The sequence below is a fragment of the Chitinophaga sp. W2I13 genome (genome assembly GCF_050434005.1).
In the GTDB taxonomy this organism is placed as follows: Bacteria; Bacteroidota; Bacteroidia; order Chitinophagales; family Chitinophagaceae; genus Chitinophaga.
The window spans coordinates 6038138-6063150 of sequence record NZ_JBNPWD010000001.1; the positions used below are offsets into that span (position 1 = coordinate 6038138).

The 25013-nt window shown below is 46.2% G+C and carries 4 protein-coding genes; all 4 read left to right on the forward strand.

The features are described from left to right. Window positions 1-4 precede the first annotated feature (4 nt). Genes QFZ48_RS24830 through ectB form a run of 4 tightly spaced genes read left to right on the forward strand, consistent with a single transcriptional unit; the run spans window position 5 to window position 25009 of the window. Window positions 5-15919 carry an amino acid adenylation domain-containing protein gene (locus tag QFZ48_RS24830; RefSeq protein WP_429064204.1) on the forward strand — a complete coding sequence of 5305 codons (15915 nt, stop codon included), beginning with the start codon at window positions 5-7 and terminating at the stop codon, window positions 15917-15919. Beyond that, window positions 15906-20345, forward strand: a complete 4440-nt coding sequence (locus tag QFZ48_RS24835; RefSeq protein ID WP_429064206.1) for an SDR family NAD(P)-dependent oxidoreductase — start codon at window positions 15906-15908, stop codon at window positions 20343-20345. Before QFZ48_RS24830 ends, QFZ48_RS24835 begins: the two co-directional genes overlap by 14 nt. A gap of 2 nt (window positions 20346-20347) precedes the next feature. Then, the gene (locus QFZ48_RS24840) at window positions 20348-23713 is read left to right on the forward strand and encodes an amino acid adenylation domain-containing protein (RefSeq protein ID WP_429064208.1); all 3366 of its coding nucleotides are present in this window, start codon (window positions 20348-20350) and stop codon (window positions 23711-23713) included. A gap of 33 nt (window positions 23714-23746) precedes the next feature. Further along, window positions 23747-25009: a diaminobutyrate--2-oxoglutarate transaminase gene (gene ectB / locus QFZ48_RS24845; protein WP_429064210.1), complete on the forward strand. Its 1263-nt coding sequence runs from the start codon at window positions 23747-23749 to the stop codon at window positions 25007-25009. Window positions 25010-25013: the final 4 nt, after the last annotated feature.

Consider the following 25013-nt stretch of genomic DNA (forward strand, 5'->3'; position numbering starts at 1 on the left):
GATCATGAAAGAGCTTTTAAAAAACGTCAGAAAGCATAATATTTTACTGGAAGTAGTAGATGGTGAATTGAACGTTTACGCAGGCAGCGCTAACATCAATCCGGACCTGCTTGCTGAAATCAGGAAGCATAAAAGTGAACTCGTTCAGTTTCTTTTAGAAAATAAACATACCCTTTCGCCGGAAACGGACGGACATTATATTCCATCTGCAGCACTGCAGGAGGCTTATTACGTGTCATCTTCTCAAAGAGGGATATGGTTGTCGAGCCAAACCGCAGACGGGAATATGGCCTATAATATGCCCGGATTCTTCAGGTTTGAAGGCCCCCTGAACATAGGTGCATTGAAATTTGCATTCGAAAGACTACTGTCCCGTCATGAGATTTTGCGTACCGTATTCAGAGAAAATGAGGAAGGAGAGTTAAGGCAGTATATTCTGAATGAAGCAGCTTGCCCATTTGACCTGTCAACGACAGATCTGCGCAACGAAACGCATCCCGGAAGAGCCTTACACGCGATGATCCGGCTGTTCAGTACCCAGCCATTTGAACTTGACAAGGGACCGCTGCTGAAAACATGCCTGTATCAGCTATCAGCGGATAGTTATGTGCTCGGGGTAGTCATGCATCATATCATCAGCGATGGGTGGTCGGTGGGCATATTGATGAAAGAACTGCTCGCTCATTATCAGGCATATCTGGATAAAACCCTGCCGTCACCGGAACCGCTGAATTTACAATACAAGGACTTTGCTGTATTTCAACAACAACAGCTGGCCAACGGGGCGATGCAGGCGCATAAATTATATTGGCTTGAACAGTTGCAGGGGGATCTGCCGGTGCTTGACCTGAAGGGGGATAAACCCCGGCCGCTATACCGGACATATAATGGCGCTACCGCCTGTTGCAGGCTGAGGCCACAGGTATTCCACCAGATAAAAGCCATCTGCCGGGAAAATAACAGTACAACATTCATGGGTTTACTTGCTGTGGTAAATGCCTTGTTATACCGGTACACAGAGCAGCAGGATATTATTGTTGGCATACCATTATCAGGAAGAAACTCCTTTCAACTGGAATCCCAGCTTGGTTTATATACCAATATATTACCTGTAAGAGCGGGTTTACAGGAAAGCGATCAATTCACCGATTTGTTGCAAAATATCAGAGTAGCGGTATTGGATATGCATAAACATCAGCGCTATCCATTTGAACATATTATCAGTGACCTTCATCTATCATGGGATCAGAGCCGTCATCCACTATTTGACGTGGTAGTGATGTTCCAGGACGGGGAGATGACCCGGCATTATAATATCGGGGAGCTCCACATCAGCGCTTATGAGAAAGAACAGGTACAGGAAGGAGCCAAGTTTGATATCGTATTCAATTTTCTGGAGAAGAATGGAGAGCTGGAATTGAAGCTGGAATACAATAGCGATATTTATTCTGCCGCATTTGCCCGGCAACTGGCTGACCACTTCCAACAGCTTTCCGACAGTATTGTAGTACAGAAAGATGTTCCTGTTTCTCAGCTTGATTTTCTGACTACAGGAGAAAAGATACAGTTGCTGGAGTCTTTCAACAAAACAGCCCATCCTTATCCTGCTGATAAAACAGTGATGCAGCTTTTTGAAGAGCAGGTGCAGCACACCCCGGGAAATACTGCATTGGTTTATCAGGAACAATCATTTACCTATCAACAGCTCAATGAGCGGGCCAACTGTTTTGCGCACTACTTGAAAACATATGGTCATTTGCAAAGGCAGGAAGTAGCCGCTATTCTGCTGGATAGAACTGAATGGGCGATAGTGGCCGTATTAGGCGTATTGAAAGCCGGTGGAATTTACCTGCCAATAGATCCCGAATATCCCATTGAACGTGTGCTGTATATGCAGGAAGACAGCAAGTGTAAAGTTTTGATAGACGAAAATTTCATCCGCAAATTTGAAAAGAATTTTCCGGTCGGCAAAGTAGAGAACCCTGCGATGGAAATCTCGCCGGAAGACCCGGCATATATCATTTATACTTCCGGATCTACAGGAAAGCCCAAAGGCGTAACCATCACCAATAAAAGTCTGGTAAATTTATGTGCCTGGCATATCAGTGCGTTCTCTGTAACCGCTGGTGACCGTGCCACTTTGTATGCCAGCTTTTCATTTGATGCGGCGGTATGGGAGCTGTTTCCTTACATTATTGCCGGAGCATCGGTGCATCTTTTATCCGGTGATCTCAGAATGAATGTAAACGAGTTATCTGATTACTATACTACACAACAAATCACTATCGGCTTCCTGCCTACGCAACTGGGTGAAAAATTTATTATTCAGAACAGCCATCTCCAGCAGCTGCGATATTTGCTTTTGGGGGGTGATAAGCTGAATATATTTGAAAAACGGCCCTATCGTATTGTTAATAACTATGGTCCAACAGAAAGTACTGTGGTAGCGGCTTCTATGGAAGTGCGGCAATATGAAACGAATATTCCGGTAGGAAAACCTGTATTTAATACACAGCTGCTGGTGTTGAACAAGCACTGTCAACTTTGCCCTATCGGGGTAACAGGTGAAATTTATATAGCCGGAGATAGTTTGGCTAAAGGATATTTTAATAACGATGCGATTACGGCGGAGCGATTTATTGCGCACCCATTCAAAAAAGGAAGTGTGGTGTACAAAACCGGCGACCTGGGGTGCTGGCGTAGCGATGGCAACTTGTTGTTCATGGGCAGGATTGGCCAGCAGATGAAGATCAGGGGTTTCAGGATTGAAGCCGGTGAAATAGAAAGCGCACTGTTAAGTCATCCTTCCATCTCTGCGGCACATATTATTGCCCGACAGGACGATACTGGTGAAAAGGAGTTGGTTGCTTATTTTATCAGCGGGGAGAAATGGACTGATGAAGCCCTCAGGGCATATCTCAACACCCAGTTGCCGGTATTTATGCTGCCTGCCTATTATATACAGCTGGGAAGCTTCCCCACTACGCAGCATGGAAAGATTGATCTGAAAGCATTACCAGACCCGGTGTTGGCACACGGGGGGAAGGAGACGATACTTGTGGCGCCGCGCAATAAAACAGAAGAAACGCTGTTGCATATCTGGGAGCAGGTATTGAGCCGTCAAAATATCAGCGTAACAGATAACTTCTTTTCCCTGGGTGGTCATAGCCTGAAAGCCAGCAAAATGGCTGGCCTGCTGCATAAAACTTTCGGGGTAAAGATCCACTTGCAGGAAATATTTACGCATCCGGTGCTGGAACAACTGGCTTTGCTGCTGCAGGAAAAAGGAACAACCGTTTTTAGTTATATTGAACCGGCAACTTACCAGGAGTCTTACCCTTTATCTTCTTCACAGCACCGTATCTGGACATTAAGTCAAACAGAAGCAGGAAACATCGCCTATAATGTTCCTGGTACCTACCTATTGGAGGGAGAGCTGGATGTTGCCGCTCTGCAAAGGGCTTTTGAAAAGTTAGCAGAACGGCACGAAGTACTGCGTACCGTGTTCAAAAGCAATGATGCCTTAGAAATCAGGCAGTTCATAATGGCACCCGGAACGCTGCGAATAAAGATCCAATACAGGGATTTGAGAGAAGATCCGCATTGGCTCCATACGCTTGAAAACGTAGTGGCAACAACATTAATGCATCCATTTGACCTGGCAACAGGGCCATTGTTGCGGGTATCTTTATTCCAAACAGGGAATGAAACGCATGTTATTGCCTGTACCATACATCATATTATCTGTGATGGATGGTCCATGGAAATTTTTAACAGAGAGCTGGCAACCTGCTATAATGCCATAGTATCAAAAAGAACGGAATTACTGCCGGCTCCGCTGCGTATTCAATACAAGGATTTTTCCGTATGGCAGCAGGAGCAGTTGCAAAGCGGGGCGATGGAAGATCATCGGCAATACTGGATAAAAAAGCTGAAAGGTGAGCTGCCAATATTAAATCTGCCTACAGATAAAGCCCGTCCGCTCATAAAAACATACAACGGTGACGCAGTAGTGTATCAGATGAACCCTGACCTGTATACCCGGTTAACGCGGCTGCTCAGGGAGCAGGACTGTACGCTGTTTATGGGCATACTGGCAGCAGTTACCGCATTAATGCATCGTTACACAGGACAGGAGGATATCATGCTGGGAACCGTTACATCAGGAAGAGAACATGCCGACCTGCAGGATCAGCTGGGGAATTATATCAACACGCTGGCATTGAGCATCCACTGCCATGATGAAGTGAGTTTCAGAAGTTTGCTTAACCATGTCAAACAAGTATCGTTCGATGCGTATGAACACCAGCGCTATCCTTTTAATTTATTGATAGATGATCTTCAGCTCCGCGTGGACAGGAGCCGTAATCCACTATTTGATGTGATGGTGATATTGCAGAATATGGATCGGTATAATCTGGAAAATAATATGGAGAATGGGTTGTCCATTAAACCCTTCCGGCAGCAGGCAGACAAATCCGGCAAGGTGGACCTGTCTTTTATCTGCAGTGAGCATGGCGATGGCCTGCAGGTGGAATTAAAATATAACACAGATATTTTTGAGAGACACACCATAGATAATATTACTCAGCACTTCAACCGGTTGTTGCAACAGCTGGTGGTACATCCGGATGCGCCTTTGTACCAGCCGGAGCTGTTGTTATCAGCGGAGAAGGATTTGCTGATGGCTTCTTTTCACGAGTCTGCTCCCGATTATCCGCGTGATCAGACGATTATCCAGGTATTTGAATCACAGGTGATACAATCACCGGAAAACAGGGCACTGGTATTCCAGGATACTGCCTATACTTACCGGGAACTGAATGAAACGGCCAATCGGCTGGCTGATTTTTTGCAGAGAGAACACGGTGTTCGTACAGGCGACAACGTTGCTATAAGCGCAGAAAGAAATGCCTGGTCGATCATTTGTATATTGGGTGTGCTTAAAGCAGGAGGCGCCTATGTACCCATTGACCCCGCCTTCCCCGATCAACGTATTTCATTTATCCTGAAAGATAGTGGCAGCCGGTTATTCCTCGATGAAACCGAGTTAGTGCGTTTCAGAAATGCTGCACATGAATACAGGGCCGACAATGTTAGCCATGAAGCTACTTCGCAGAGCCTGGCCTATGTAATATATACTTCCGGTACCACAGGACAACCCAAGGGGGTGATGATCACGAATCAGTCACTGATGGATTATGCCTATGGCATCAGGGACAAAACCAATGTATCGGATTGTAAAGACTTCGGGCTGGTATCCACTGTTGCAGCAGATCTTGGTAATACGATCATCTATACTTCTTTACTGTTGGGAGGGACATTACATATCTATTCCATCACGGATGCTACTGACGCAATAAAGATGAGACAGGAAAAGCTGGATTGTCTGAAAATTACGCCTTCACATTGGAAGGCGCTTCAGGACGATCTTCCACTTTTCGCACCATCTCAATGCCTTATTTTCGGCGGAGAACCACTGACTGCGGACATTATTTTGCAGCTGCAACAGCAGCACGCGACCTGCCAGGTATATAACCACTACGGGCCTACGGAAACAACCATAGGAAAACTCATTCGTCAGTTTGACCTAGGCCGTCCCGTAGAGTATATTTCATTGGGCTGGCCCATCGGCAATAATCATGTTTTTATCTTGGATAATCATCAGCAGCTGTTACCGGAAGGCGCTACCGGTGAAATCGGTATTTCCGGAGACGGACTGGCTGCGGGTTATATGAATCTTCCGGAACTTACCGCACGCAAATTTGTGCCGGCTCCTTTTCTTCCCGGGACATTGATTTACAGAACCGGCGACTTAGGAAAACGCCTGGCAGATGGAAGCATTCGCTTTCTGGGCAGAAGCGACGAAATGCTTAAAATAAGAGGTTACAGCGTAGAACCCAACGAAATAGCCAATGCGCTTCAGTTATATCCGGACATTGAAAAAGCAATCGTTATCCCCGCTGAAAGTGCGCAGGATGAAAAGGAACTGGTAGCCTATCTCGTGACTAAATCAGCCTTGCAGGTACAGGATATCATTTTGTTCCTGAAGCAGCGCCTTCCGGCATATATGATACCGGCAAATTTTATCAGGATAGATAGTATTCCGTTAACACCAAATGGGAAAATTGATCGTTCCGCCTTGCCTGTACCGCTATATTCCGGCCAGTTGCCGGGTGCGGAATATGTAGCACCCCGTAATGATATAGAGCAGGGATTGGCGCTCATCTGGCAGGAATTGCTATTCGTGGAAAAAGTGAGTGTGAAAGATGATTTCTTTGGTCTTGGAGGCCATAGTCTGAAGATGACGAGCCTGGCGGGAAGGATACATCAGTCTTTTAAAGTGAGAATCCCACTGAAGGATTTGTTTGTGAATACAACATTGGAAAGCCAGGCGACATTGATTGCCGGTTCCGACCAGCGGGGTTTTGAACACATCAAAGTACAGCCGCTGCAGGCAGGATACCCGTTATCATCTTCGCAGCAAAGGTTATGGACCCTGGCCCAGATAGAGAAAAGCGGTACCGTATATAATATGTCCAGGACCTGGATGTTGACGGGCATGCTGAACACCGGAATAATGGAAGCAGCATTCCGGTTGATGTTGGACAGGCACGAAATACTGAGAACTATATTCAGACATGAGGCAACGGAAGGAACGGTGTGGCAGGAAGTGTTGTCGTCAGCAGCTGCGGGATTTTGCCTGAAAACGGAAGATCTCAGAGCTGCGGGTCTCTCCGGATCTGCGCTGCAGCAAAAGGTAAGCGAAGCACTGTTATCACCTTTCGACCTGGAACGCGGTCCGCTGTTACGTGCCGCCATATACAGACTGGAAGAAGGAAAATGGTTATTCGTTTACACGATGCACCATATTATCAGTGATGGCTGGTCGATGAACAGGCTTTTCAATGAACTGCTGATCTGTTACAATGCTTTGCTGGCACACACACAGCCAATACTACCGCCACTGTATATACAGTACAGGGATTATGCGGTATGGCAGCGGGAGCAGTTGATGAATGGTGCATTATTTAAACAGGAGCAGTATTGGCTGCAACAATTTTCAGGAGAAATACCCGTGCTTAACATGCCGGTAGATAAGACGCGGCCGTACCAGAAAAGCTATAACGGTAAAACTATTAGCAGGGTAATAGATCCTGCTGTCAGCAAAGCGTTGGAGCAACTATGTCACGAAGAGGGGACCACTCTTTTTGCAGGTCTGCTGACGGTACTGAACATTTTGTTATTCAGGTATACAACGCAGCGGGATATTGTAATTGGTACACCCATCGCAGGCCGGGAACATATTGACCTTGAAAATCAGATTGGTTTTTATATAAATACACTGGCCCTCCGGACACGGTTTACTGAGGAGGATAGTTATATATCACTGCTGGGAAAAACAACGCAGGTGACTGTGGAAGCGAATGAGCATCAGGCCTATCCCTTTGAAGAACTGGTGAGGAAGTTGAATCTGAAACGGGACCTGAGTCGCAGTCCGTTATTTGATGTGATGATCACGCTACAGTACCCTGAGCAGGAACAGTTATTTAAGGGGATACCGGAATTGGATATCATCCCCTATTCAGATAATACTGCTATGGGCAGTAAGTTCGATCTCACCTTTTACTTTATAGCAGGGAACAATGGCCTTGATCTGACACTGGAATTTAATAGTGATATCTTCCTGGAACGTACAGCTTACAGGCTGGCAGATCATCTGCAGCAACTCATGCAAACATTGGTGTTGCACCCTTTGGAGGCTGTTGGTAAGCTTAGCTTTCTGTCTCCGCAGGAGCAGCAACTTATACTTACCACCTTTAATCGACCTGCGGTAGATTTTGCAGACAGCAGTACACTGGTGTCTCTGTTTGAAGATCAGGTGAGCCTGTCACCTGAAGCTACTGCGCTGATATTTGAGGACGAAAAATTTACCTACCGCAGGTTGAATGAGCAGGCCAATCTATTGGCTGCCTGGCTGCGGGAACAATATCAAATTCAACCGGATGATCTTGTAGCCGTGCAGTTGGAAAAAAGCCCGGAGATGATTATTGCGTTATTGGGAGTGCTGAAGTCAGGTGCAGCCTACATTCCGATAGGGCATGATTATCCGCCGGACAGAATCAGCTATATGGTGGCGGACAGTCAGTGTAAAGTGCTGATAGATCAGGAACTGTTATCTGCCATCTCCGGACAAATAGCATTATCAGATGTCAGTAACCCGCCAAGGGTAAATAAACCTGAAGATCTGGCCTATGTGATCTACACATCCGGTTCTACCGGTCGACCTAAAGGATGTATGCTGGAACACCGCGGCGTTGTAAATCGCCTCGAGTGGATGTGGAATGCATATGGATATAGCCGCCGCGATATTATTCTGCAGAAAACAACATTCACTTTTGATGTATCTGTCTGGGAGATATTTATGCCGCTGTGTTGGGGCGCCACAATGGTACTTTGTCAACAGGAAGATATTGGGTCTCCTGAGCGCATCCTGGAGCTGGTGGAGAAACATACGGTCTCCTGTATGCACTTTGTGCCCAGCATGTTTAATAGCTTCATCGGTGTATTGGACGAGAATACAGACCTTGTAAAACGTCTTAAAAGCCTGCGACTGTTGATTACCAGCGGGGAAGCTTTGTCGCCGGAACTGGTGAAAAAATGGTATGCAAAAGCAGCAGCGCCGGTACATAATCTGTATGGCCCTACAGAGGCATCGGTAGATGTGACCGCTTATACCACCGCTGCGGGAGATGTCCGGATACCTATTGGAAAACCAATCAGCAATATCAGCATCTATATACTTGATGAAGCGGGCCAACTGACGCCCGTGGGAGTACAGGGAGAAATCTGTATTGCCGGGGTAGGTGTTGCCAGAGGGTATCTGAATAACAAAGAACTTACCCTGCAACGTTTTTCCGTTGATCCTTTTATGCCCGTAAACCGGATGTATCGCACCGGAGATATGGGGCGATGGTTGGAAGACGGCAATATTGAATATATCGGGCGGAGAGACAACCAGGTAAAAATACATGGTTACCGCATCGAAACAGGCGAGATAGAAAGCGCTTTGCTAACTTATCCAGGTCTTACCGCCAGCTGTGTAACCGATTGGGTAACTCCTGCCGGGGATAAGGAGCTGGTCGCTTATATTGCTGCTGCAAAAGCGTTATCGGTGGCTGATCTAAAACAATTTCTGTCTGGTAAGTTGCCTTCCTACATGATCCCCGTACTTTTTATACAACTGGATCAACTACCACTAACAGATAGCGGCAAAGTAAACAGGAAAGCGTTGCCACTTCCTCATGAAAAATTATTTGTCAGACAAGCTGATCACATAGCGCCCCGAAACCCGACAGAAGAACAGTTGTTGGTCATCTGGAAAAAAATATTGCATCGGGAAACTATCAGCGTAATGGATAGCTTCTTCGATCTGGGCGGGAGTAGCCTGACAATAATAAGTTTATCGGGCCTGATACATAAGAATTTTGAAGTCAAAATACAACTGAGGGAATTATTTGCCCATCCTGTTTTGGAGCAACAGGCACTGCTGATAAATGCCGCTGCAAGAAAATCTTATACGGAATTACAACCGGTAAAAGAGCGGTCAAGTTATCCGTTGTCTTCTGCGCAAAGAAGGCTCTGGATATTAAGCCAGTTGGAAGAAAGCAGTATTGCTTACAATATACCGGGCTACTTCCATGTTTCCGGTGAGCTGGACATAGACTCCCTGAATAATGCTTTCAGGTGGATGATCGCACGGCACGGCATTTTGCGCACCGTATTCCGCGAAGACGAAGACGGGGAAATACGGCAGTTTATTTTACCTGAAGCATCTGTTTCTTTTGAAGTAGCATATGATGACCTCAGGGGTGCTGCCAATCAGGATCCGGAGGCGATTATCCGCCAGGAAGCATGGCAACCTTTTGATCTTAGCACGGGGCTCCTGTTGCGGGCAGGCTTATATCATCTTTCTGCCGGAAACTGGTTGTTTACCTGCACTATGCACCATATTATCAGCGATGGCTGGTCAATAGGTATACTTATAAGTGAGCTATTGACTGTTTACCGTTACCTACACGAAAGAAAGCAGGTGGTATTACCGAAGCTCCGCATTCAATACAAAGATTATACAATCTGGCAGCAGGATCAGTTGAAGGAGGGAGTTGTTAATGCTTCAAGAGACTACTGGTTGAGACAGTTTTCCGGTGAGTTGCCTGTGCTGGAATTACCTGCTGCGTATGCGCGTCCTATCATAAAAACTTACAATGGCGCCGTGATAACCAGGCAAATTTCTGCCGCTACCATTGTGCAGCTGAAAGCATTGGATAACGGAAAAGAGTATACGCTTTTCATGAGGTTGCTGGCGGTCATAAACATCCTGCTATATCGTTATACAGGACAAACTGATATTATTACAGGCAGCCCGGTTGCAGGCAGGGATCATGCAGATCTGGAAGATCAGATTGGCTGCTATGTAAATACGATTGCCCTGCGTGCAAGGTTTCAGGGAACCCACAACTACCGGGAACTGTTGGAACAGATCAAACATATTACCCTGGAGGCTTATGAACATGCTGTTTATCCTTTTGACGAGTTGTTGGAAGATCTGCAGCTACAAAGGGATATGAGCCGCAGTCCACTGTTTGATGTGCTCATTATTCTGAATGAAAACATAGCTGCCACTAACCTCGTTATACCAGGTGCAGTGGTGAAACCCTATGAACGTGCGGAGCATGTTGTTAGCAAGTTCGACATCAATTTTATTTTCACGGAGAAAGGAGACGATATTCAGCTGACACTTGAATATAATACGGACATCTATACGGAGTCGATAGCCGGAAGTATGTGTACTCACTTCATGACGCTGCTGGAAGCGATTATACAACAACCGGAGATGCCGATAGCAGCACTGGATTACATACCGGTAGCTGAAAAAGAGCAGCTCATCGATATGTGCAAAGGGCCCGAAACTTATTATCCGGCAGATGCCACATTGATCGCGTTGTTCGAATCACAGGTAGCAAAAATGCCGGACAACACCGCATTGATTTTTGAAGATGTTATACTTACTTATACCGCATTGAACGAGGCCGCCAATCAGCTGGCTTATTATCTCCGGGAAACTTTTAATATAAGGCCGAATGATGCCATTGGTGTAAAACTGGAACGTAGCGAACAGGCGGTGATAGCCATGCTGGCAGTCCTGAAAGCAGGTGCGGGATGTGTACCTATTGACCCGCAATATCCGGAGGAGCGCATTCGATATATTACCGGAGATAGCCATTGCGCCGTATTGATTGACGATGTGCTGATGCAGAATTTCAGGAAAGAAAATAAATACCCGACAATAAATCCTCCCCACATGAACACGGCTACAGACCTGGCTTATGTGGTTTATACTTCTGGTTCTACCGGTCATCCCAAAGGTTGCATGTTACACAACAGGGGTGTGATAAATCATCTCTGGAGTAAACTGGAATTACTTCAGCTGACCGCGGAAGATACTATCTGTCACTGTTCAGAACTTTATTTTGTAGGCGGCATCTGGCAACAATGGGCGCCGCTGATAACCGGTGGTAAGGTAGTGTTATGTAATTATGAAGAGTTGCGGGATATGGAAAAACTATTGGAGAAGACCCGCGCGTATCACTGCCGTATGCTGGAAGTGATTGCCTCTCAGATAAGTGATTATTTATCTTATGGAGAAAGCATTCAACTGGACCATATACAAACATTAATTCTCACCGGAGAGCGACTAAGCAGGTCTCTTGTTGACAAATGCTATGACGGACATCCAGGTTTACGCATCGTCAATACTTACGGACAAACAGAGTGCGCTGACGTAACCTCTTATTATGAAGTGCCACGGCAGTGTGAGCGGATGCTGGTAGGCAGACCGATTCAGCATACACGGAATTATATATTGTCGCAGGAAGGACAGTTATGTCCTGTAGGGGTGATCGGAGAAGTTTGTACGAGTGGAGATGGTGTTTGCATTGGCTACGCCAATAAGCCGGAACAAACAGCCAGCCGGTTTATTCCGGATCCCTTCCGGCCCGGCAGGATGATGTATAAAACTGGCGATCTTGGAAGATGGATGCCCGATGGAAACCTGGAGGTGTTAGGTAGAATTGACAACCAGATCAAGATCAGAGGATTCCGCATTGAGGCAGGTGATATTGAAAGTGCCTTGAATACATATGAAGGTATCAGCGAAGCCAGGGTACTGTTGAGTGATAGCAATACGATAGAAAAAAGTCTGACAGCCTATGTTGTTAGCAAAGTACCGCCGGATACTGCTGCTGTAAGGGCGCACCTCGTGAAATTGTTGCCGTTGTATATGTTGCCCGACAGATATGTATGTGTGGAAAGAATACCATTGTTACAAAATGGAAAGGTGGATAAAAAGGAACTGGCTTCCTATAAAGCCCTGGACCAGGATACACCGGCACTGATGGAATATCCGATGGATGTTATGGAGACAAAGCTCGCAGACATCTGGAAGAGTTTATTACCATCAGCAACAATTGGCCCGAAAAGCAATTTTTTCGAGTCGGGAGGTCACAGTTTAAAGGCAGCACGGTTGTCGCATCTTATACATAAAGCATTTGAGGTAAAAATTGCGCTGAAGGAGATATTTTCTCACCCATTGCTGACGCAACAGGCACAGCTCATCAGGAAAGCAGGTAAAACAATCTATACCGGGCTACTTCCGGCGCCGGTACAGGACAGTTACCCTTTGTCTTCTGCACAGCGCAGGCTATGGGTATTGAGTCAATTCAAGGATGGTAGCAGGGCTTATAATATGCCCGGTTTTTACCGCATTTCCGGCGAATTGGATATTGCATCCCTGCAGGCGGCTTTCAGCGTATTAATAAGTCGTTATGAAATACTACGTACCGTATTCCGGGAAAATGAAACCGGTGAAATTCGTCAGTATGTAATATCTGAAAATGAGGCTGGCTTCTCGCTGCGTCAACAGGACCTGAGTGAATTCAGTCCACAGGAGATCGCCACATTCCTCCGGGAGGAGGCATTGCGTCCCTTTGATCTCACGAAAGATATATTGATTCGGGCAGGATTACATCAGTTGTCTGCCAATGAATGGCTGCTCACCTGTTCATTACATCATATCATTACTGATGGCTGGTCAATGGGACTGCTTATAACAGCACTCTTAACGTACTACAGGAGCCACCGGAACGGTGATGGTATCACAGCTCCGGCGCTTCGTCTTCAGTATAGAGATTATGCAAGCTGGCAGCAGGGGCTTTTAGCTGGTGGTGCACTCAGCGCTTCGAGGGAATATTGGATAAAACAATTCTCCGGCGAACTTCCTGTACTGGAGCTCCCATCAGAAAAACGCCGCCCTGCTGTGAAAACATATAATGGCGCAGCTGTAACAAAAATAATCACAGCTGATATTTTGCGGCCAACAGCGCTTTTAGACAGTGAAGAATGCTATACCGTTTTCATGAAGTTACTCGCCGCTTTAAGTGCTTTACTGAATCGTTATACCGGCCAGGAAGATATTATCATAGGTACCCCGGTGGCAGGGCGGGATCATGCGGACCTGGAAGATCAGATTGGTTGTTACGTAAATACCCTCGCGTTACGTACCAGGTTTGACAGCACTTACAGCTACCGGCAATTGCTGGCACATATCAAAACCGTAACCCTGGAAGCCTATGAGCACGGAGCATATCCTTTCGACGAACTGATAGATGATCTGGGCCTCAAAAGAGATACGAGCCGCAGCCCGCTTTTTGATGTAATGCTGGTACTGCAACAGCCTGACAATAATCCGCATATCCGGCAACATCATCCGGGAGATCCTGTGATAGCGGCATTTGAAAACAGCCCGTACCTGGTTAGTAAGTTTGACCTTACCTTTTTCTTCACAGCGATGGACGGTGAATGGCAAATGATAATGGAGTATAACACAGAGATCTATCATCATGATAGTATTTCCCTGCTGGGAGAGCATTTCATCAGGATACTGACGAGTATGGTACGGCAGCCGGATGTTCCGATACAACAAATAAATTACCTGAGTGAAGAAGAAATAGTGCAACTGACAGTGGACTTTAACCATACAACCACCGCTAAGGATCATGTTTCATCCGTGCTGGATTTATTTGAGCAACAGGCACTCGAACATCCTGAACAAATCGCATTAAGATATGCAGGAAACGATACTACCTACGGTGCATTAAATGCGCAGGCCAACCAGCTGGCGGCCTGGATGCTGGATCGGTATGCAGTTAAAGGGAATGACCTGGTAGCTATCCGGCTGGAACGCAGCGATAGTATGATTGCAGCCATCCTGGCAGTCCTCAAAACCGGCGCTGCCTACATACCCGTTGACCCGGCCTATCCGGCAGAACTTGTTGCATATATACTGAACGACAGTCAATGTATTACGTGTATAGATACTGCAACGCTGACAAAATTTGAAGAAGAACGGCACGCCTGGGAAACACATAATATCTCTCTGAAACGTGCGCCTGGAGACCTGGCATATGTAATGTACACCTCTGGCTCCACCGGCAAGCCCAAAGGATGCATGGTAACGAATGATAACCTGCTGAATTATATACAATGGGCACTGGGTTATTATTTTAAAGAAGAGCGACCCCATTTTGGCTTATATACTTCCCTGTCGTTTGACCTCACCGTTACCAGTATTTATTGCCCGTTAACGGCGGGAGGTATGTTGTATATATATCCGCAGCATGAAGATCTCTCCGACATTTTCCGGCATACCTTCAGTAAAGACGGCGGTATCAATGCCATCAAGTTAACACCTGCACATATCGGTCTGCTGAAACATATCTCATTGCCACCGGATGGTCCGGTTTGCGCTATTGTAGGCGGGGAAGAAATGACTCCGGAGCATGTGAACATTCTGAAAAATATCCGGGCGGATATAAAGATATATAACGAGTACGGCCCCACGGAGGCAACAGTAGGTTGTGTGGTAAAAGAACTCGATGGCGCCGGCCCCGTGTTGATTGGAAAACCCATTGCCAATACGGTTATCTATATATTGGACGATCAGCAAATGCTTTGTCCTGCCGGTGTTACCGGTGAAATATATATAGGGGGAAGATCCGTCGCCAACGGCTATCTGAACAGGGAAAAGCTAACGAAGGAGCGGTTCATAGCAGATCCAATCCGTACAAACGGGAAGCTATATAAAACCGGCGACCTTGGAAAATGGCTTCCGGATGGAAATCTGGCTTTCATTGGGCGCAAAGATGAACAGTTGAAAGTACAGGGGTACAGAATAGAATCAGGCGAAGTAGAAGCAGCTCTGCAGCAATGTGATGGGATATTGGCAGCGACTGTGCTTGCGCGGCCTGACGAATCAGGTATGAAAGAACTAGTTGCGTGGCTGGTAACAGAAAATATGCCTGATGTACCGCATATCAGGGAACAGCTTAGTAATATAATTCCTGCTTATATGATACCCACTAAATTTTATAAGCTGGACAAACTGCCACTGACACCCAATGGAAAAGTGGACCGGAAACGGTTGCTGACAGATGAGGGTGTACAGATAAAAACAACGTTACGATACGAGCCACCGGCGAATGATGTGGAGGAAAAATTGCTGATGATATGCCGGGAAATATTGGGTAATGACCAAATAGGCGTAAAAGATAATTTCTTTGATGCCGGTGGTAATTCCATCAAGCTGATTCGTATGGTAACGCAGATAAACCGGCGCTTTGGCAGCAACCTGAATGTGGTCGATGTTTTCAGAAGACCTGCAGTCAGTGAACTAGCTGCTTACTTCCAACCAGGCGCGGAAAAGGGAATAGAAGAATTAAATAAAGAAGCCCTGGCATCTGCAGACATTCTGGAAGAAACCTTCAGACATTTAAACAGCATTGATTATGGCGACGAATGAGACATATACAGGCCTGGAGATAGCGATTATAGGGATCGGGTGTCGTTTCCCGGATGCCGATAACTGGCGGGAATACTGGAATAACCTGAAAAATGGTCATGAGTCAGTTCGTTTTCTGACAAATGAACCTTTGGCAACAGGTAAGCCTGATAATGGAAGCCTTATAAAAGCATTGATCACCCTGCAGGGAAAAGAGCTGTTTGATTATTCCTTTTTCGATTATAGTCCTGCCGAAGCAGCTTTCATCAATCCTTTGCACAGAGTATTTCATCAATGCGTATGGGAAGCGCTGGAAGATGCGGGTTACAATCCGGATCATGTTAAAGCGCCTGTAGGCATATATGCAGGCGCCTGTGATGATACTAACTGGAAGGTTTATACGATGTTGAGCAATGTGGCACACCAGGTAGATGACTTCTCATTATCTGTTATCAACAACAGGGATTACCTGAGTACCCTCCTTGCCTATAAGCTGAACCTGAAAGGCGCCGCAGTTAATATCAACACGGCTTGTTCCACCTCACTGGTGGCTGTTAATATGGCCTGTAAAGCATTATTGCTGGGAGAAGCGAGGATGACGATAGCGGGAGGCGTGTCTATGTCGTCCCGCATCAGGGAAGGGTATCATTACCAGGAAGGCATGATATATTCCGAAGATGGCCATTGCCGGGCTTTCGACAGGGATGCCAGCGGCACTGTTGTAGGGGAGGGTGCAGGCGCAGTAATATTGAAACGATTAAAAGATGCACAGGCAGACGGTGATCATATATATGCCATTATCAAAGGGAGCGCTATAAATAACGATGGTAACAGAAAAGTGGGGTTTACTGCTCCCAGTGTAGAAGGGCAGGTAGAATGCATCCGTAGAGCCCAGGTAATGGCAAAAGTAGATCCGGCCACCATTGGTTATGTAGAGGCTCACGGAACAGGTACCAGACTGGGCGATCCTATAGAAGTGACCGCATTGAATATTGCGTTCAACAAAAAAACGGGGGATCATTGTGCATTGGGATCGGTAAAAACAAATATAGGCCACCTCGATTCGGCTGCAGGAGTTGCCGGCCTGATAAAAGCCGCTTTGGCGCTTAAATTTGGGCAAATTCCAGCCAGTCTTAACTTTGAAGCTCCAAATCCGGAAATTGATTTTGCAGGGGGCCCTTTTTACGTAAATGCCGGTCTGCAGAAATGGGAAGCACAAGGAGATGTATTGCGGCGAGCCGCAGTAAGTTCTTTTGGTATCGGGGGCACCAATGCCCACGCGATACTGGAGGAAGCTCCTGTGCCGGCATTCAGTGACGCCGGGAGTAAATTTAAAATACTGACATTATCCGCACGGACAGAAAACGGATTGACACGATACCGGCAACGGTTCAGTGATTTTCTGCCCGCTGAGCCACATGTGAACGGTGCCGATCTTGCCTTTACTATGCAAACCGGTCGCCGTCATTTTACGCACCGCAAAGCAATTGTCTTCTCTGATATCCACGAACTGCAGGAGCTGTTGAAACAACCAGGTGCGGACATATCTTCCTCATCAAAAGCACCGGGCGTCGTGGTGTTCATGTTCCCGGGCCAGGGAGCGCAATATATTCACATGGGTAAAGAGCTGTATGAAAGTATACCCTTGTTCCGGGAATGGATGGATACCGGATTTGATATCATACAGCAGGCAACCGGTAAAGACTATCGGATTATCTTATGGCCGCTGGAACCGCAGGCATCCGAACTGATAAACGAAACATGCTACACACAACCGCTGATTTTCCTGCTGGAGTATGCGTTGTCAAAATACCTGATGTCGCTCGGGGTTAAGCCCGATTACATGATTGGACATAGTCTTGGTGAATTTGTTGCTGCCTGCTTAAGTGGCGTGTTTTCTTTTGAAGATGCCGTAAAGCTGGTGGTGAGGCGGGGAGAATTGATGGGTACAACAGGCCATGGCGCCATGTTGGGAGCATCTCTTAGTCGCGAAGAAGCACAGCAATACCTGAACGCTGCTATTTCGCCGGCAGCTTTTAACGCACCTGGACAAACGGTATTTTCGGGGGATGGTGCCGCCATTGCAGCGCTGGAAACGACATTGAGAAGTAAAGGAATATCTTCCATCAGATTGCGTACCTCGCATGCTTTTCATTCACATATGCAGGCCACTGTTTTGCCTGCATTCAAACAGGAATTGGAGCAGGTGAAAATGAATAAACCAGGCATTCCTTTTATAGCCAATACAACGGGCGGCTTCATCAGAGATGAGGAAGCTACATCAGTTGATTACTGGGCAAATCAGTTGATACTGCCGGTATTATTTGCAGATGGCATCGGGCAATTACTCGCGTTGGAAAAAGATGCATTGTTCATAGAAGCAGGACCCGGACAGGCATTAAGTGGTTTGGTGAAAACGCAGTACAGGAATACTCGTAGGATGGTACATCTGATGAAAACGCCAAGGGAAGCTGCGGGTGATAGTAAGATACTGACGCAGCGCCTTGGCCAGTTATGGGAGTGTGGACTTAATATAGACTGGATAGCTTTTCATAGCAATGAGAAAAGGAATAAGTGCGCACTGCCTACCTATCCGTTTGAGGAGATCCGTTTTCCTGCGGAAGTGGACACTTTAGGCATGCTGACGGGACACCTGGGTATGCAACCCGATATCAGGAAGACTTCCACTAGTGACTGGTGTTATACTGTTCAGTGGAAACAATCTATGTTGCCTGTTTCAAATACTGCTGTTCATGCAACTGATATGGTATTGCTATTGGCTGGTTCGGATGAGCTGAGCGACCTTATACTTCAGCATTTTCAGCAGTCAGACGCCACTTGCATTACGGTGATACAGGCCGATCAGTTTATACAAAAGAATAACAGGCTATATGGGGTGAATCCGGGCAGGGAAGAGGATTTCAATGAATTATTCGAACGGCTGTCTTTGAAAGATGTTACTGCGGTGCAGGTGGTGTATATGTGGAATCATATTTTATCTGATCACACGGATCAGGCAGTAGCTGGTTACAGTACATTGCTGAATCTGGTGAGAGGATTTGCATCGCGGATCACGGGAATTCCTTTGAAGCTGAACGTGATTGCGAAAGGCTTGTTTAATATTTCCGGGTATGAAACGGTATATCCGGATAAAGCTACCCTGACGGGCGCGCTCAGGAGCATAGGTGAAGAGTTTGAAGACATTGCCTGTTGTGCGGTTGATATAGCCGAAACCAGCCAGGATACTGTTAATAGCCTGTTGAAAGAGTTGACAGAAAGAACGGAGGATAAAGAAGTTGCCATCAGAGGGAAAAAGAGATATGTGAAAGTCTTTGAGCAACTACAATTGAAGCAGGATGATAGTGCAGGCGCTTTCAGGGAAAACGGCACTTACCTGATCACTGGTGCCTCCGGTGGAATGGGACAATTGCTGGCGACTTTTCTGTCAGAAAAATACCGGGCCAATTTGGTATTGATAAGCAGAAATGTATTACCGGAAGCATTTCTTTCCGGGCTGAAGGAAAAAGGTGTGGGAGTTTTAAGTCTGCAGGTGGATGTTTCAGATCTTATCCCAATGCAGGAAGGTATTAATGAGGCAATACGACAGTTCGGTGAGATACATGGGGTATTGCATACAGCCGGCATGGCGGATTATGGTGGTGTGATCCTGAGAAGAAAACAAGCCGATGACGAGAAGGTTTTCACTCCCAAGATTGCCGGCACGCGTGTGTTGGAATATATTTTCAGGGGCCGTCGGCCCGACTTCTTCATTAATTTTTCTTCGATAGCTGCATCTGTTGGTGCATTTGGCGAGGCGGCATATGTTGCTGCAAACTCCTGGGTGGATGCTTTCGCAGAAAGCGCAGATAGAGGCTATCCTTTCCTCAGTATCGAATGGACGGCATTAAGGGAGACCGGTATGGCGAAGAATGCGTTGGCACATTTGCCGGCAGCCGAAAGAATGCAGCGTCTGGAAGGTGCCATTACCAATGATGAATTTATTGAGGTGCTGTTGAAAGCGATAAACCTGAAGTTGCCGGTTGTTATCATATCACCCCGCAACTTCCATCAGCTTTTGGCGAGGCGCAGCAAGCCGAAAATATCTGTGCAGGAAGAAATGGTCATCCGGCCGGATCTTGTGACGGAACGCCCCGCACTTGGCACTCCTTACGCTCCACCGGATTCTGCTACAGAAAAAAAGCTGGAAACACTGCTGAGTACTTTTACCGGTATTGTAAGCATAGGAGTGAACGACAACTTCCTGGATCTTGGTATCGACTCATTAAAAAGCATGATGCTGCTGAAGAAATTAAGAACTGCCTTCGATATCGATTTTACACTGAAACAGCTCTTTGAACAACATACCATCAGAAAGCTGGGAGCACTGATAGATGAAATCAATTTTATTGGTACCAGAAGTGAAAGAACTTCCAAACTAACAATTTAATAATGGAGATAGTAAGTTTTTTAAGGACACTGAAAGAAAGTGGTATCGACATTTCTCTTCAGGGAAGCGATCTGGAAATTTCATACGATGGGGAACAATTGCCACCCGACATAGTCGCCAGTATCAGGCAAAAGAAATCCGGGATCATTGATTTCCTGAAGCAATTTTCCGGTGTAGAAAAAATTCCTTTGGCCCCGCTGCAGAAGGACTATCCGTTGACCTTTTCACAGAAAGGGTTGTGGTTACTTTGCCAGGAAAGCGAAGGTAACGCGGCCTATAATATGACCAATTTGCTCCGGTTAGAAGGAAAGTTGCAGATAAATGAACTGGAATATGCTTTCCGCCAGCTTATTGTAAGGCATGAAAGCCTGCGGACCCTGTTCAGTGGATCTGATCCGGACGATGTCAGACAATGCATCGTGCCTGCTGAAAACATTTCGTTTGGTATTGTGCATGAGCATTGGTCCGGGGACGAAGATGCGTTGCAAAAGGCCATGACAGCCATCCAGGCACAGACAGCCAAGCCTTTTGATCTCTCTGCTGCACCACTGTTACGGGTATGTCTTTATCAAACAGGACAGAAAGAATGGCTGCTGCTCTGTGTCATGCATCATATCATTGGTGACCGGTGGTCTATGGAAATACTGACAAAAGAGTTACTGCATTTATATCAGGCAGCTGTGGAAGGTCGCGCGGTAACGCTTGAGCCACTACGCATTCAGTATAAAGATTACGCGGTATGGATGGAACGCAAACTGGGAGAAGGTCTTTTGGAAAAATGCAGCCGCTACTGGCAACAGCAATTTTCCGGAGAGCTGCCTGTATTGCAGCTATGGGGAGGAAAAACCCGCCCGCCGGTAAAAACATACAACGGCGCTTTCTTTAACAGAACAATGGCACCTGCATTGGCACGCGATCTCAGGGTTTTGTTACAGCAACACAACTGTACGCTTTTCATGGGATTGCTGGCAGCGGTGAAAGCGCTTTTTTATAAATATACCGGGCAGGAAGATATCGTCATCGGTACATCTGTTGCTGGCAGGGAAGATACAGGACTGGAGAACCAGATCGGATTGTATTTGAATACACTGGCGTTGAGAACAAGGTTCCGCGGAGAGGATAGTTTCTCCTCACTGCTGGAGAATATCCGGGAAACCACATTGGAGGCACATGAACATAGTGCCTATCCATTCAGCGAATTGCTGATGGATATTAATCCACCAAGGGATATCAGCAGGAGCCCGTTATTTGATGTGACAGTGAGTACTTATAGTACAGATTTGAATCCTCATCAACAAGCACCGGTTAGTGATGTACAAATCACGATCCCGGAAACGGATTTACAACCAGCGAGCAAATTTGATCTCTCTTTTGATTTTTTCAGCACAAATGAGGAGATACAGTTGTGTATTGAGTACAATACAGATGTGTTTACAACTGAGATGATCACTCAGTTATATACACACCTGGAACAACTGCTGATGGCTGCTGTTGCGGATCCTGGTGTTCCGCTCCGACAAATGGAGTATATCCCTGAGCAGGAGAAACACAAACTGATACATGACTTTAATACATTCCAGGAAGGTGCCACCGACAATGTCACCTTTGTAGAGTTATTCGAACAACGTGTTGCAGCATATCCTGATAAAGCTGCGGTAGTATTTGAAAATCAGCGGCTGTCTTACCGGGAATTGAATGAAGAAGCAAACCGTTTAGCCGGCTATCTCCGGAAAAATTACCTGGTAGGTGCAGATGATATTGTAGGTATTAGTCTTGAAAGAAGTGAGCAAATGGTGGTGGCGGTGATGGGTGTATTAAAAGCCGGTGCTGCATATATGCCTTTGGACCCGGCCTTTCCTCCGGAAAGGGTGCGTTATATGCTGGAAGATAGCCAATCAAAAGTAGTGATAGACAAAGCGATGCTTGACCTGTTCCGCATTCACGGGACGGACTATCCGGCGCAGAATCCGGATATCATTCATCACGGAGGTCATCTTGCCTATATCATATATACCTCTGGTTCTACCGGAAAGCCCAAAGGGGCCATGGTTGAACATGCCGGCATGCTGAATCATATGATTGGCATGGTAGAGGCGCTGGAGATGGATGCCGGCAGCAATCTGGCACAAAATGCAGTATTCACATTTGATATCTCTGTGTGGCAGCTATTAACGGCACTCATTACCGGTGGCACCACTACTATCTATAGCAATGAAGTAGTACTTGATCCGCAGCAGTTTTCAGAAAGACTCACGAATGACGGGATCACTGTGCTGGAAATAGTACCCAGCTATCTTAAAGTGATGCTCGACAGTATTGAGGAAACATCTGCCCATTGCTTTGAGTCGCTCAGGTGCCTGATCGTAACTGCCGAATCAGCTTCTCATCAGATTATTAAAAGGTGGTTCAGGATGTATCCGGATACGAGGGTGCTGAATGCCTACGGACCGGCAGAAGCAGCAGATGACGTGACATTATACATTATGAATGAAACGCCTCCGGAAGGTATTATTCCCATTGGAAGACCAATCAGAAACCTCCGGATTTATATACTCGATCAGGCAGGTAAAATTTGCCCGCCCGGCGTTACCGGTGAAATATATGTTGCGGGTATTGCTGTAGGCAGAGGGTATGTCAGTGATCCGGAAAAGACAGCCAAAGCTTTTACCACTGATCCTTTCTGTGGAAATGGCCTTGTAAGGATGTATAAAACAGGTGATCTGGGACGATGGTTGCATAGCGGAGAACTGGAATTTTTGGGCAGAAGGGATAACCAGGTAAAGGTGCATGGTTATCGTATTGAACTGGGCGAAATAGAGAATTGCCTGCAAGCATGCCCCGGTGTGGATGCTGCTGCAGTCCTGGTGTGGGAAAACAGTGTAGGTGATAAGAGACTTGTGGCGTATGTAACTGGTAAAGAGCTGCTGGATGATGCCACTATGGACGCTTTTCTTGCCACCCGGCTGCCTGCCTACATGATGCCACATTGTTTCATCCGGCTGGCCGGAATGCCGATGTACAATAACAAAATAAACCGCAAGAAATTGCCTACGCCGGAAGAACATGGATCAACAGGAAACAGAGATTATGTGGCTCCAGGCAATGATATCGAAAAAAAGCTGGTAAGCATCTGGGAAGAAGTACTCAGGAAAGAACCTATTGGTATCAGGGATAATTTCTTCAGAATAGGAGGTCACAGTTTATTATGTATTAAAGTGATCTCAAGAATACATGCGGCTTTCAATGTGAAAATTAAAATAAAATACTTCTTCCGTTATCCGGTGATAGAATCATTGGCGATGTATATCGTTGCTGTACAACAGCAGGAAAATATCACTACGGAATCTGAAGAAGCTATCATTATCTGATAAAAAAACTTTGTCACCCGAAAAACTACCAACATGCTGAATGAATCCAATGTAAATAGCTATGGTAAATCTTTCCCTGCGATTTTTGATACCGCTCAGGGAGAAATTCTTACAGATCATCATGGAAGGAAGTATATTGATTTCTTTAGTGGTGCAGGAACCCTGAACTACGGACATAACCATCCGAAGTTAAAGCAGGAAATCCTTTCTTTTCTTGAATATAATCATGTAGTGCATTGCCTGGATATGGATAGCAGTATAAAGAGCAGGTTTCTTAAAACATTCGATGAAGTAATCCTGCAGCCAAGAGGACTACAATACAAAGTGCAGTTTCCCGGACCCACCGGAACCAATGCGGTGGAAGCGGCGGTGAAACTCGCGAGGAAAGTAACCGGGAGAAGGAAAATTGCTGCGTTCACCCGGTCTTTTCATGGTATGACGGCCACTTCGTTAGCATTGTCTGCCTGCTGTACAGAAAATCATAAAATGAATCCCTCCCAGGACACGATTTTTTTCCCCTTTGATGGTTTCCTTGGAGAAGATACCGATACCTGTACGTTCTTTGAGAGGATGATTACGGCGAGTGGATCAGGTATTGAATTACCGGCAGCCGTAATTCTTGAAACCGTGCAAGGCGAAGGGGGTATAAATATCGCTGGTAATAAGTGGCTGCAGCGACTACGGAACTTCACCGTGGAGAAGGGTATTCTGCTGATCGTGGATGACATACAAACGGGCTGCGGACGTACAGGCCGGTTTTTCAGTTTTGAAAGAGCAGGTATCGTACCTGATATGGTTTTGTTATCAAAATCTATCAGTGGATTCGGGCTACCCCTGTCGCTCATCTTATTGAAACCTGAACTCGACATCTGGAAGCCGGGAGAACATAATGGCACCTTCCGCTCTAATAACCTCGCACTATGCACGGCTATCGGTGCTCTGGACTTCTGGAGAACGAACTCGCTGGAAAAAAGTATTCTCAGTAATGCCACTTTAATAACGGATAAACTAAACAGGTTACTTAACGAATCGCCGCTGGTAATCGCCGTTAGAGGTATTGGTATGATGTGGGGAATTGAGATGGAGAGTACGGCTGCTGCAAAAGGAATTTCATCGGAGCTATTCCGGAAAGGTTTGATGATAGAGGTCTGTGGTCCGGAAGATACGGTACTGAAGATCCTTCCTCCACTGACAATTACGCCGCATTACCTGGAAGAGGGATTAAACCTCATTATAAATGCGGTGCTGCACTATGTACCACATAGCGTTGAGGAACTTAAGGTGTTGGCTGTATAGTTTA

What these genes read in the sequence shown, in the direction of transcription:
- QFZ48_RS24835 (WP_429064206.1), top strand. Translation starts at nt 15,906, where the DNA reads ATGGCGACGAATGAGACATATACAGGCCTGGAGATAGCGATTATAGGG.
- QFZ48_RS24840 (WP_429064208.1), top strand. Translation starts at nt 20,348, where the DNA reads ATGGAGATAGTAAGTTTTTTAAGGACACTGAAAGAAAGTGGTATCGAC.
- ectB (WP_429064210.1), top strand. Translation starts at nt 23,747, where the DNA reads ATGCTGAATGAATCCAATGTAAATAGCTATGGTAAATCTTTCCCTGCG.
- QFZ48_RS24830 (WP_429064204.1), top strand. Translation starts at nt 5, where the DNA reads ATGAAAGAGCTTTTAAAAAACGTCAGAAAGCATAATATTTTACTGGAA.